Source organism: Novosphingobium acidiphilum DSM 19966, from assembly GCF_000429005.1.
Lineage (GTDB): Bacteria > Pseudomonadota > Alphaproteobacteria > Sphingomonadales > Sphingomonadaceae > Novosphingobium > Novosphingobium acidiphilum.
Window position 1 is genome coordinate 1 of record NZ_AUBA01000005.1, and the last position, 12,304, is coordinate 12,304.

The 12,304-nt window shown below is 64.0% G+C and carries 13 protein-coding genes and 1 pseudogene; 7 read left to right on the forward strand and 7 right to left on the reverse strand.

All coding sequences use genetic code 11. The features are described from left to right. A partial coding sequence (locus G404_RS18210) for a transposase (protein ID WP_036520568.1) occupies window positions 1–326 on the reverse strand: 326 nt, incomplete at its 3' end. Window positions 327–419: 93 nt separating this feature from the next. Between G404_RS18210 and G404_RS18215 the strand changes: the two are divergent. The 3 genes and pseudogenes from G404_RS18215 to G404_RS0105465 all read left to right on the forward strand — a co-directional run. Continuing rightward, window positions 420–1,097 (forward strand): annotated as a pseudogene (locus G404_RS18215) (pyruvate dehydrogenase complex E1 component subunit beta); the annotation flags it as partial. A gap of 142 nt (window positions 1,098–1,239) precedes the next feature. Next, window positions 1,240–1,650 (forward strand): hypothetical protein, encoded by a 411-nt coding sequence (locus G404_RS0105460; RefSeq protein ID WP_245584407.1) that lies wholly within the window; start codon window positions 1,240–1,242, stop codon window positions 1,648–1,650. 59 nt (window positions 1,651–1,709) lie between these two features. Then, window positions 1,710–2,183, forward strand: coding sequence for an EF-hand domain-containing protein (locus G404_RS0105465; protein ID WP_028640185.1), 474 nt, complete (start codon window positions 1,710–1,712; stop codon window positions 2,181–2,183). Window positions 2,184–2,187: 4 nt separating this feature from the next. Here G404_RS0105465 and trmFO read toward each other — a convergent pair whose 3' ends face one another. After that, window positions 2,188–3,498 (reverse strand): methylenetetrahydrofolate--tRNA-(uracil(54)-C(5))-methyltransferase (FADH(2)-oxidizing) TrmFO, encoded by a 1,311-nt coding sequence (gene trmFO, locus G404_RS0105470; protein WP_028640186.1) that lies wholly within the window; start codon window positions 3,496–3,498, stop codon window positions 2,188–2,190. 65 nt (window positions 3,499–3,563) lie between these two features. Here trmFO and G404_RS18220 point away from each other — a divergent pair, with 65 nt between their 5' ends. Then, a complete protein-coding gene (locus G404_RS18220) occupies window positions 3,564–4,220 on the forward strand; it encodes a lysoplasmalogenase family protein (RefSeq protein ID WP_156906212.1) in 657 nt (218 codons plus the stop codon). On the opposite strand, the gene G404_RS0105480 is transcribed toward G404_RS18220, so the two are convergent. Both G404_RS0105480 and gyrA read right to left on the reverse strand, forming a co-directional pair. Beyond that, on the reverse strand, window positions 4,175–4,528 hold the full coding sequence (locus tag G404_RS0105480) for a DUF952 domain-containing protein (RefSeq protein WP_028640187.1): 354 nt from the start codon (window positions 4,526–4,528) through the stop codon (window positions 4,175–4,177). The genes G404_RS18220 and G404_RS0105480 overlap by 46 nt on opposite strands. After that, window positions 4,525–7,284, reverse strand: a complete 2,760-nt coding sequence (gene gyrA, locus G404_RS0105485) for a DNA gyrase subunit A (RefSeq protein ID WP_028640188.1) — start codon at window positions 7,282–7,284, stop codon at window positions 4,525–4,527. Before gyrA ends, G404_RS0105480 begins: the two co-directional genes overlap by 4 nt. 375 nt (window positions 7,285–7,659) lie before the next feature. Between gyrA and G404_RS0105490 the strand changes: the two genes are divergently transcribed. Continuing rightward, window positions 7,660–8,982, forward strand: coding sequence for a hypothetical protein (locus G404_RS0105490; RefSeq protein ID WP_028640189.1), 1,323 nt, complete (start codon window positions 7,660–7,662; stop codon window positions 8,980–8,982). A 65-nt stretch (window positions 8,983–9,047) separates the two neighbouring features. Here G404_RS0105490 and G404_RS0105495 read toward each other — a convergent pair whose 3' ends face one another. Continuing rightward, window positions 9,048–9,701, reverse strand: a complete 654-nt coding sequence (locus G404_RS0105495; RefSeq protein WP_028640190.1) for a carbonic anhydrase — start codon at window positions 9,699–9,701, stop codon at window positions 9,048–9,050. Window positions 9,702–9,813: 112 nt separating this feature from the next. Here G404_RS0105495 and lipA point away from each other — a divergent pair, with 112 nt between their 5' ends. Together lipA and G404_RS0105505 are read left to right on the forward strand one after the other, a co-directional pair. Next, window positions 9,814–10,764 carry a lipoyl synthase gene (gene lipA, locus G404_RS0105500; protein ID WP_028640191.1) on the forward strand — a complete coding sequence of 317 codons (951 nt, stop codon included), beginning with the start codon at window positions 9,814–9,816 and terminating at the stop codon, window positions 10,762–10,764. A 1-nt stretch (window position 10,765) separates the two neighbouring features. Next, window positions 10,766–11,245, forward strand: coding sequence for a type II toxin-antitoxin system RatA family toxin (locus G404_RS0105505; RefSeq protein ID WP_028640192.1), 480 nt, complete (start codon window positions 10,766–10,768; stop codon window positions 11,243–11,245). Here G404_RS0105505 and G404_RS0105510 read toward each other — a convergent pair. Then, entirely contained in the window at window positions 11,188–11,709 is a 522-nt protein-coding gene (locus G404_RS0105510; RefSeq protein ID WP_028640193.1) for a CinA family protein, read from the reverse strand. The two genes, G404_RS0105505 and G404_RS0105510, sit on opposite strands and share 58 nt — an antisense overlap. Before the next feature lie 18 nt (window positions 11,710–11,727). After that, entirely contained in the window at window positions 11,728–12,300 is a 573-nt protein-coding gene (locus G404_RS18225; RefSeq protein ID WP_051280250.1) for a hypothetical protein, read from the reverse strand. Window positions 12,301–12,304 lie beyond the last annotated feature (4 nt).

Genomic DNA, 12,304 nt, shown 5'->3' on the forward strand with positions numbered 1-12,304 from the left:
ATCACGGCCTGCCCACCCACGATCCAGCGCATCGCCGGGTCAGCGCCGAGCCGGTCGGCGTCGTTGACGTCCTCGTAGCCTGCGAGCCGCCCGAAGACTGATTGCCGGAACTGCGCCATCAGGCTGTGCCTGCCATTCCGACCCGTCCTGCTGTCAGTCAATATCTCCCCGGCCATCCCTGTCAGGCCCAGCGCGTCATCAAGTTCGCGAAAGGCCAGCAAGCCGGCATCCGACGTGATCCGCGATCCGTGAAACTCCAATCTCAGGCGGCGGTCAAAATCGACCCGCAAATCACCCGTTTCCGTTTCACCCGCCGGGTGCGTCATAAAATCAGCCCTCAAGACCGCCCATCATGCTGATATTGCTACACTATACCACCGAAATTGCCAGATTTTTCCATTCCAATCTGGGAAATGTGGGATTACATGTCGGGCGGACAGATGCGCTGCCCGATCGTGTTCCGCGGACCCAACGGTGCTGCGGCACGCGTGGGTGCCCAGCACAGCCAGAACTATGGCCCGTGGTATGCCGCCGTTCCCGGCCTGATCGTGATTGCACCCTATGACGCGGCCGATGCCAAGGGCCTGCTCAAGGCAGCGATCCGCAGCGAAGACCCGGAGGTGTTCCTTGAAAACGAGCTGGTCTATGGCCGCAGCTTCGACGTGCCGCAACTGGACGACTTTGTCCTGCCGATCGGCAAGGCGCGGATCGTGCGGCCCGGCACCAGCGTGACCATCGTGACGTATTCGATCGGGGTCGGCATGGCGCTGGAAGCCGCCGAAACGCTGAAGGCCGAAGGCATCGATGCCGAAATCGTCGATCTGCGCACGCTGCGCCCGCTCGACAAGGCCACCGTGCTGGAAAGCCTGTCGCGCACCAACCGCATGGTCGTGGCCGAAGAAGGCTTTCCGGTGTGCTCGATCGCGTCCGAAATCATCGCCATCGCGATGGAAGAGGGCTTTGACCATCTCGACGCGCCCGTGCTGCGCGTGTGCGACGAAGACGTGCCGCTGCCTTATGCGGCAAACCTTGAAAAGCTGGCGCTGATTACCCCTGCCAAGATCGTCGAGGCGGTGCGCAAGGTGTGTTATCGCTGATCCGGCGGCGCAGGAATGGCTGTCGCCGCCCGAACGGCTGGCGATAGCCTATGCGCCGCGCCAGGTTCGTCCGGCCTGGACCGGCTTGCTGGCGTTGGATCACCGGCTTGCCGACGCGGCACGGCCGGGCCGCGATGCGATCATGATCCAGCTGCGCCTGGCGTGGTGGCGCGATCGCCTGGGCGAACCGTGCGCGCGATGGCCAAAGGGCGAACCGCTGTTGCAGCGCCTGACCGCGTGGGACAGCGAACGCGCCGCATTGGTTGCGCTGGTCGACGGGTGGGAGGCTCAGGTTGTCGGCGAAGACGGCGGCGTGGCGCTTGAGCATGCGCGGGCAGGGGCCATCGTGGCGCTGGCACGCATGGCCGGCATCGCCCAAAGCCCGGCGATTGCCCACGCGGCCGGCGAATTCGTCAAAGGCCACGCCATAGCGATCCGCGTGCCGCGCGCATTGCGGCCGCTGATCCTGCTGCACCATTTCGAAACCACCAAAGACGCAAGCCCCTGGCGCATCATGCTGGGCGCGCTGCGCAAAGGATGGCTTGGGCGTTAACGCCAAATCGGCCTGATCTCGGGCTCGTCATCGGTCACGCCGCCGCCTATCGCTGACGGATGGATCGGATCGTCATCGGGGCGCTTGGCGCGCTGCTGCTGGTCGCGGCAGGCGTGTTCTGGTGGCAGGGGCGCGCCGCCACCGATGCGGCCCCGCCGGTGGCACACCTTGCGCCGCCACAGGCGCCGCGCAGCGGTGCCGCAGACGAGGGCCTGCCCGAGGCGGATGCCGGCGATGCAACCGGCCCCGATCTGCCCGAAGTGCCCGAGGAAACCAAAGAGCAGAAACGGTTCGACCGGCTCGACCGCGATCACGACGGCAAGATCACCATGGCCGAAATGCTCGGTCCCCGCGCAAAGGAATTCCGCAAGCTGGACACCGATGGCAACAATCTGTTGACCTTCAACGAATGGGCGGTGCGCACGATCAACCGCTTCAAGGCCGCCGATCGAGGCGGCAAGGGCTATCTGACCCGCGACGATTTTGCCACGACCCGCACCAGACCCAAAGCGCCCGCCTGCACCTGCAAATAGCGCGTCAGGCCAGCCAGGTCGTCAGATCGGCCTTGGCGCGCAGCGTATAGGCCTCTTTGCGCTGTTTTTTCTTCACGTCGGCCGGTGGCGGCGGAAACAGACCGAAATTGACATTCATCGGCTGATAGGTCTCGGCCTCTGCATCTCCGGTGACGTGGCTTAGCAGCGCGCCCAGCGCGGTGGTGCGCGGCGGCGCAGTCCATGCGCGTCCGCCCAGTTCGGCGGCCGTCATCAGCCCCGCCATCAGCCCGATCGCAGCGCTTTCGACATACCCTTCGCACCCGGTGATCTGCCCGGCAAAGCGCAGGCGCGGATCGCGCAGCAAGCGCAGCTGCCGGTCAAGCACGCGCGGGCTTTGAATGAAGGTGTTGCGGTGCAATCCGCCAAGCCGGGCAAATTCTGCATTCTGCAGTCCCGGAATGGTACGGAACAGGCGCACTTGTTCGGCGTGCTTCAGCTTGGTCTGAAACCCGACGATGTTCCACAACGTGCCCAGCTTGTTGTCCTGGCGCAATTGCACCACCGCATGGGGCCAACGCCCGGTGCGCGGATTGTCGAGCCCCACCGGCTTCATCGGTCCGAACCGCAAGGTGTCGAGCCCGCGCGCGGCCATGACTTCGATCGGCATGCAGCCTTCGAAATAGGGGGTATTGGCCTCCCATTCGCGGAATTCGGTCTTGTCGCCGTCGAGCAGTCCCTGATGAAACGCGCGGTATTGTTCCTCGTTCATCGGGCAGTTGATGTATGCGGCCTCGCCTTTGTCCCAGCGCGATGCTTTCCAGCAGATATCCATGTCGATGCTGTCGTGGTGGACGATCGGTGCGATCGCATCGAAGAACGCAAGCGCATCGGCGCCAGTGGCAGTGCCGATGGCGGTGGCGAGCGAAGGCGCGGTCAGCGGGCCTGTCGCAATGATCACGTGACCCTGGTCAGGGATCGCATCGATCCGTTCACGCACCACGGTCAGGTTGGGCAGGCTGGCCAGAGTTTCCTCGACCGCGGCCGAAAACACATCGCGATCCACCGCCAATGCCGATCCGGCGGGCACTTGCGCACGCGCTGCGGCGGCCATGATCAGGCTGTCGCAGCGGCGCATTTCGTGGTGCAGCAGGCCGACCGCGTTGCTGGTATCGTCGTCAGACCGGAACGAGTTGGAACAGACCAGTTCGGCCAGCCCCGTGCCCTGGTGCGCCGCGGTCATGTCTCCGCCCCCGCGCATTTCCGAAAGCCGCACCTGGATCCCGCGCCGGGCCAGTTGCCACGCCGCTTCTGTTCCGGCCATTCCGCCGCCGATGATGTGTACCTGATGTGTCATGAAAAGCCCTTGGCACCGGACGGTTCCGTGGGCAAGATGCACTCGGGGACGACAGGGGCGCCGATATGTCTTTTCGCAAAAATCGATGGCTGTTTGTCAGCATACTGTTCGGTATTGCATTCGCGCTGTTTGGTCCGATGGTCCCTGCCGGCCCGCTGCACATGGCGTTCAAGGGTGCGGCCGTGGCAACTTTGGCGCTGTACACGTTTGAACGCTCCACCAGTGTCAGCCGGCCTATCGGCATGGTGCTGGTGTTCGGGGCGCTGGGGGACATGCTGATCGAGATCGATCTGAGTCTGGGCGCGCTTGCCTTTCTGGCGGGGCATTGCTTTGCGTGCTGGTTCTATATCACCAACCGCCGGCGCCTGGCGTGGTATGACGGGGTCTATGTGGTGATGGTCCTGGCGGCGATCCCGGCGTTGACCAGTGTAATCCTGCCCGATCAGGCGGGGGTCCTGGCCTATTCGTTCAGCCTTGCCGCGATGGTTGCCAGCGCGTGGTGCAGCCGTTTCCGGCGTGATCTGGTGGCGCTGGGCGCGGTGCTGTTCGCGATGTCAGACCTGCTGCTGTTTGCGCATCTGGGGTTGCTGTCGGGCAAACCGTTCGTCGATCTGTTGGTCTGGCCGCTGTATTACGCCGGGCAGGCGCTGATCGCGGTGGGCGTCGTGCTGCGGGTTCAGCTGATGCTGACCGCATTGGCGGCATCGCGCGCCAGCGCCTGAACGGTCAGCACGGCTGTCATCGGGATCACGCCATAGACATGCGGGAACAGCGCGCCCCCACGTGACGGCTCCCACCGCACCAGGTCGCCCAGCACGGCCAGATCGACATGCACCACGCTCAGATCGGCCTGGCCGGCAAAATGCTTGTTCACCGTTTCGGTCAGCTGCGCTGCGGTCGACAAGTGGATATAGCCATCGGCCAGATCGACCGGCGCGCCGCTGAATTCGCCACCGGCCTGCCACTGCGCCCACTGCGGCGCGGTCAGCACCTTGTAGGCGACAGCGGGCAGGGCGGGCGACGGGCTCATTCGCCCGTCGCCTGTGCCTCATCACCATCGATGGCGGCGCCATCGACGCCTGCGTCGTCGACAGCCGTGTCATCCTCATCCGGCTCTGCCAGACGTGCGGCGCTGACCACGTGTTCGCTGTCCGAGACATTGAACAGGCGCACGCCTGCGCTGCCCCGGCCGATCACCCGCAGGCTCGACAGCGGCAGACGGATCAGCTTGGCCTGGTCGGTTACCAGCATCAGCTGGTCGGCCTGGACCGTGGGGAAACTGGCCAGAACCGGCCCGTTGCGCTCGATATTGTCGATATTGGTGATGCCCTGGCCGCCGCGCCCGGTGCGGCGGTATTCATAGGCCGACGACAGCTTGCCATAGCCGTTGGCGCAAACCGTCAGGATGAACTGTTCGTCTGCGGCCAGTGCGGCAAAGCGTTCTGCGGCGATCGTCGGTTCGCCCTCGCGTTCGGCCTTCCACGGGGCAAAGCGCAAGTATTCGTCGCGCTCTTCCTGATCGCGCAGGCCGGTGCGGTGCAGCACCGACAGCGAAATGACTTCGTCGCCGTCCTTCAGCACCATCCCGCGCACCCCGGTCGAGGTGCGGCTTTGGAATTCGCGCACATCGTCGGCGGCAAAGCGGATGGCTTTGCCCTGGCGGCTGGCCAGCAGCACGTCGTCGCCTTCGGACAACAAGGCCACGCCGATCAGGCGATCGGCATCGTTCTCTTCGAACTTCATCGCGTATTTGCCGTTCGAGGGAATGTTGGCAAAGGCGTCCATCGCGTTGCGGCGCACATTGCCGAGTGCTGTGGCAAACATCACGTCCAGCTTGCCCCATTCGGCCTCGTCTTCGGGCAGGGCCAGCACGGCGGCGATCGTTTCGCCCTGGTCAAGCGCGGGCAGCAGATTGACCACCGGGCGCCCGCGTGTAACCGCGCCGCCTTCGGGCAGGCGCCACACTTTCAGGCGATAGACTTTGCCCGCGGTCGAGAAGAACAGCACCGGGGTATGCGTGCTGGCCACGAACATCGTGCCAACGGCATCCTCTTCCTTGGTGGCCATTCCGGCACGGCCCTTGCCACCGCGGTTCTGCGCGCGGAACGTGGAAAGCGGGGTGCGCTTGATATAGCCGTCAAGCGTGATGGTCACGACCATGTCTTCACGTTCGATCAGATCTTCATCGTCGATGCCGTCGGCCGCGGCGGTGATTTCGGACACGCGCGGCGTGGCAAATTGCGCGCGTACCGCGTTCAGTTCGTCGCGCATCACGCCATACAGCTTCTGCCGGTCGGCCAGGATCGACAGGAATTCGGCAATTGCCTTGGCCAGCGTTTCCAGCTCTTCGCCGATTTCGTCGCGGCCCAGCGCGGTCAACCGGTGCAGACGCAGATCAAGGATGGCGCGCACCTGCGTTTCCGACAGGCGATAGCTGGCGGCATCGCTGGCCGCATCGTCCTCGATCGCTTCGACCAGTTTGATGTAGGACGCGATTTCGCCCATCGGCCAGTCGCGTGTCAGCAACGCTTCGCGCGCGATCGCAGGGTTGGCCGAACCGCGGATGATTTTCACCACTTCGTCCAGATTGGTAACCGCGATCACCAGCCCGAGCAGGATATGCGCGCGATCGCGCGCCTTCATCAGTTCGAACTTGGTCCGCCGCGTGATCACCTCTTCGCGGAACCGGACAAAGCTTTCGATGATGTCCTTCAGGTTCAGCGTTTCGGGCCGGCCGCCGCGAATCGCCAGCATGTTGGCCGGAAAATTTGACTGCGCCGGGGTGTTGCGCCACAACTGGTTGAGCACGACTTCGGGGGTGGCATCGCGCTTGAGGTCGATGACCACGCGCACGCCTTCGCGGTTGGATTCGTCGCGGATGTCGGCCACGCCTTCGATCCGCTTGTCCTTGGCGGCTTCGGCGATCTTTTCAACCAGGCCCGACTTGCCCACCTGATAGGGCATCGAGGTCAGCACGATCGACCGGCGCCCGCGCCCCTCTTCGACAATGTGCCGCGCGCGCATGATGATCGATCCGCGCCCTTCGGTATAGGCCTTGCGCGCGCCATGCGTGCCCAGGATCAGCGGTGCCGTCGGGAAATCGGGCGCGGGGATGATCTTGATCAGATCGTCGATGCTGATCAGCGGATCGTCCATATAGGCCAGGCAGCCGTCGATCACTTCGCCCAGGTTGTGCGGCGGGATATTGGTCGCCATGCCGACCGCAATGCCGCCGGCGCCATTGACCAGCAGATTGGGAAAGCGCGCCGGCAGCACCTGCGGTTCGTTTTCCGACCCGTCATAGTTGGCCTGAAAGTCGACCGTGTCCTTTTCGATATCGCCCAGCAGCGCATCGGCCACTTTGGCCAGACGCGCCTCGGTATAGCGCATCGAGGCTGGCGGATCGGGGTCCATCGATCCGAAGTTGCCCTGACCGTCGATCAGCGGCAGCCGCATCGACCAGTCCTGCGTCATGCGCGCCAGCGCGTCATAGATCGCGCTGTCGCCGTGCGGATGGTATTTGCCCATGCAATCGCCGACGATACGCGCCGATTTGCGATAGGGCTTGCCCGCGGTAAATCCGTTTTCGTGGCTGGTCCACAAGATGCGCCGATGCACCGGCTTCAGCCCGTCGCGCACGTCGGGCAATGCGCGGCTGACGATCACGCTCATCGCGTAATCGAGATAGCTCGACTTCATTTCATCGACGATGTCGATCCGCTGGAATTCCGGTTCGCCGGAGGGGCCAGATGCGGTGGGAACTGGGGGATTGCTGTCGTCGCTCAAGGCCTGGGCGCTTTCATGGGTGCAAAGTGTACGTCTTGCAAAGCTTCAAAACCGGCCGCGCGCCTCGACAGGGCCGAAGGGCGCGCATCCGGGATGGATCAGACCCTTGGCCCTAGACCCTCGTCCGGGCGATGGCCAGTCGGGGTTGCCGCAGATGGCGCTTTTTCCACATTTCGCTGCGCGCAAGGCAAGGCGGCGTGCGACGAAACGCCGTTCAAATGCGGTTCACCCCGTACGGCATAGCTGTCTCGTGTTGCAAAGGGCTGCAAACCGCGCCAAACGAGCGACAGAAAAACATCACGGGGACAGGAAACGGACGGGGCATAGGTGCCCGCACCGCGACAGGTCCCTTTTCCAACACGGAGATTTACGACAATGCGGGCTCATTTTGCTTCTTTCGGCCGGACGACCGTTGCCGCTGCCGCGCTCGCCATCGCGTCGCTGGTCGTCGCCGCGCCGGTGATCGCCAAGGACAAGGAAAAAGAGGCCCCCAAGGTCACCAATTCCGCCGAGTTCAGCAAAGTTGCAGGCCCGTTCCAGAAGACCTTTGGCGAAGTCCAGGCGAAAAAGGGCAAAATTGCCGATGCCGATTTCGCTGCTGCGGCGGCCGCGCTGGTTCCCGAACTGGCAAAGCTCGAGCCCAATGTGAAGTCGCCGCTCGATCGCCTGATCTTTGGCGACTGGCAGCGCCAGATCGGCACCTGGACATCGGATAACGCACTGATGACCAGGGGCCTGCAGAACATGCTCGACAGCGGCCAGTTGCAGCCCAATCTGGTTGCCACGGTCAGCGCGATGCTGGGGCAGATGGCTTATGTCGCCAAGGACTATCCCACCGCGATCAAGGTGCTGTCGCCGTTGATGGCAAACCCTGCGGTCGATGATGCGGTGCCGCAAATGCTGGCCGAATCCTATGCGTCGTCGGGCCAGCCCAAGCAGGGCCTCGATGCGCTGAAATCGGCGATTGCCGCGCGCAAGGCTGCGGGCAAAGACGCTCCGGAAGAATGGTATACCCGTGGCAATCGCATTGCCTATGCGGCCAAGCTGAACGCCGAATCGACCGAATGGGCGCTGCTGCTGGTTGCTGCGTATCCGTCGCCGATGAACTGGCTGGGCGCCACGCAGCTGGTGCGCAATGGGGCGTCGAACTTTGGCGGCCCGGAAGAACTTGATGTCAGCCGCCTGATGGATCAGACCGGCGCGCTCAAGCTTGAACCCAAATATGTCGAACGCGAATATGTCGCCTATCTGCAGGCGATCGATGCGCGTCGTTTCCCGGGTGAGGCCGTGCGCATTGCCGAACAGGGCATCGCCACCGGCGCGCTGAAGGCCGACGACACCTTCGTCAAGGATTCGCTGGCGCAGGCCCGTCCGCGCGTGGCCGCCGACAAGGCGTCGCTGCCCAGCCTGGCCAAGGAAGCGGCTGCTGCGCCCAGCGGCAAGGTTGCGGCAAACGCGGCCGACACGCTGTTGTCATATGGCGAAGCGGCGCAGGCCGACACGCTGTACACGATGGCGCTGGCCAAGGGCGGGATCGATGCCGAAAAGGATCGCGTGATGACGCGTCTGGGTATCGCCCAGATCGACGAAGGCAAATATGCCGAAGCCAAGGCCACGCTGGCCAACGTGGGTGGCCCGCGTGCCGCCATCGCACAGCTTTGGGCGATCTATGCCGACCAGAAAGCAGCCGGCAAATAATCCGGACGCGCAAGCCACAATTACACGACGGCGGCACCCCACCGGGTGCCGCCGTTTTTCGTGGGTCAGGACACCGGCTGAAATTCGCCGGTCGTTTCGTCCAGCAGATGCAGGACGCCGTCGCTTATCGCGAAAAACGCGCCCGTCAGGCGCAGCTTGCCGCGCGCTTCCTTGGTGCTGACGCAAGGGAACGTGCGCAAATTGGCAAGGCTGGTGCGCACCCCGGCCAGTTCCATTGCGCGTTCGGCAACGCGGCCGGTGGTGCCGTACTGGGCCACGACCGGCAGGCGCGCTTCGTCCAGCAAGGCAATCCAGTCGGCGATGAACCCGCCCTGGCCGGGTTCGGTGCCTTGCAGGCTTTGATTGAGGGCCGCCTGGCAACCGCCGCACATGCCGTGTCCCAGAACGATGATCTCGTCGACTTTCAGCACTTGCACCGCAAATTCCAGCGCGGCCGAAACACCGTGGTGGCCGGGTGCGTTTTCGAACGGGGGCACCATCGCCGCCACATTGCGCACGACGAACATTTCGCCCGGGTCGGTGTCAAAGATCTGCGCCGGATCGACCCTGCTGTCGGAACAGGCGATGATCATCACGCGCGGGTTTTGCCCTTCGCCCAATTCGCGCCAGCGTTCGAGCTTTGGCGTCCAGCCGTGCTGGCGAAACCGGCGATAGCCGTCGATCAGGTGGCCGAGTTCGGGGGATACGGAGTCGGTCATGGTGGATGGCACCCTCTGTCGCAGTGGGGGCTTCATGGCGGCAATGGCCCCCTTGCGCAAGTGTGACAGGCAGGGCTGGAATTTTGCGCGCCGAACGCCTATTTGCCAGCGCATGACCGTGCTTTCCAATGCGCCTGCCGCATCCGACTCTGCCGAAACCGCGCCGGTGCGCCAGCGCAAGCCCGACTGGATCCGCGTCAAGGCGCCGACCAGCAAGGGCTATGGCGAGACACGCCAGCTGATGCGCGATCTGAAGCTCAACACCGTCTGCGAAGAAGCGGCATGCCCCAATATCGGCGAATGCTGGACCAAAAAGCACGCGACGGTGATGATCCTGGGCGATGTGTGCACCCGCGCGTGCGCATTCTGCAATGTGAAGACCGGCATGCCGCGCAAGGTCGATAGCACCGAGCCCGGCCATGTGGCCGAGGCGGCGGCGCGGCTGGGGCTGCAACACATTGTCATCACCTCGGTCGATCGCGACGATCTGCCCGACGGTGGTGCAGGCCAGTTCGTCAAGGTGATCCGTGCGCTGCGCGAACAGACGCCGCACACCACCATCGAGATCCTGACCCCCGATTTCCGTGGCAAGATGGTGCCCGCGGTCGAGGCGATCGTGGCGGCCGGCCCCGATGTCTACAACCACAATCTGGAAACCGTGCCGCGGCTTTATCCGACGATCCGGCCGGGCGCGCGGTATTACGCATCGCTGCGCCTGCTTGAAGAGGTCAAGCGGCACGACCCGCGGGTGTTCACCAAGTCGGGCGTGATGCTCGGCCTGGGCGAGGCGCGGCTTGAAGTGCACCAGGTGATGGATGACATGCGTTCGGCCGGGATCGATTTCCTGACCATGGGGCAATATCTGCAGCCCACGCCCAAACACACCCCGGTGATCGAATTCGTCAATCCCAAGGCGTTTGCCGCCTATGGCGCGATCGCGCGCGCCAAAGGTTTCCTGCAAGTCGCCGCGAGCCCGCTGACCCGGTCAAGCTATCATGCGGGCGACGATTTTGCCCAGATGCGTGCCGCGCGCGAAGCGCAGCTGGCCAAGGCCGCGCGCTGACATGCCGCACATCGCCGAAACGCGCCATCTGCCCTGGTCGCCCGAACAGATGTTCGACCTGGTGGCCGATGTGAAGCGCTATGGCGAATTTCTGCCCTGGGTTGTCGGCACGCGCATCCGGTCGGACGATGGCGAGGAAATGGTTGCCGACATGCTGGTCGGATTCAGCGCCTTGCGCGAAAAGTTCACCAGCAAGGTGCACAAGCATCGCCCCGGCGCGATCACGGTTGAATACCTCGACGGGCCGATGAAGTCGCTGTCGAACACCTGGCACTTTGCACCCGACGATCGGGGCGGCTGCCGGATCGAGTTCGAATGCGATTTTGCCTTTCGCAACGCGCTGTTCGAAAAACTGGCCGGGCAATATCTCGATCGTGCGTTCCGCAAGATGGTCGGCGCGTTCGAGACGCGCGCGGCCAAGCTTTACGGCGCCGATGACCCGTCGGGCAGCAGCAGTTCCAGCGCCACCAGCGCGGCCTGACGACGCACTTCGGCGCGATCGCGCGCCTCGGCAAACAGCTGGGTTTCGGCCTGCGCGCTTTCGGGATCGTCACCGCGTCGCGCCACGGCAAACACCACCGTGCCCACAGGCTTTTGTTCGGTCCCGCCGTCGGGCCCGGCAATCCCGGTGATCGCAACCGCAATATCGGCGCGCGAATGCGCCAGCGCACCTTGCGCCATGGCCCAGGCCACAGCGACCGAAACCGCCCCGAAGGTGTCGATCAGGTCTTCCGACACGCCAAGCGTTTCGATCTTGGCTTCGTTTGAATACGTCACGAACCCGCGATCGAAGACAGCCGAACTGCCGGCTATTTCGGTAAGCGCGGCAGAAACCAGCCCGCCGGTGCAGCTTTCTGCCACCGCGACCGTGCGCCCGATGGTGCGGTTGGCAGCAATCACGCGTGCGGCCAGGCCGACCATGTCGGGGGGGAGCAGGCTATCCATGGGAAAAGGGTGTCCTTGTTACGGCTTTGGCGCGGGCAGGGTGATCGATACAGGCTCGCCAAGGCAGAACATACCATGGTTTTTGGGATTCTTGCGCTTGGTATCGCGATCAAATGCTTCGGCAAGCACGGTGATCAGTCCGGCCATGTTTTCCGGTGGCAGCGGCGCCAGCAAATGGACGGCCTGGTCCCAATTGCTGCAATCGGCGGGTTTTACCGCCTGTTTGATCATCTGCTTGGCCATACCCGCCACAAACGGCTTGAGCGCGTCATCGGGCAGGTTGCGCATCGCGGCCGGCACATTGGGGATCAGCGCGAGCGCGCCGCGCGCCGAAATCCACGCCTGGGCCTGCAGTGCACGATAACGCGCGATCAGGGCGGGCCCTTCGCTGGTCAGATAGCCTGTCGCACCAAGCGCGGGGCGGCACACTTCGCCAATGCCTTCGATCACGTCGGGCAGAACAAACAGCGCGGCATTCCTGAACTGATCGCGGGTGATGCACGTGCGCTGCTGTTCCTGCGCTTGCGCGGCAGTCGCCGTCGCCATGGCGATCAGCGCCACGATGGCAGCCATCTTGCTGTTTGCGTGCATCCCT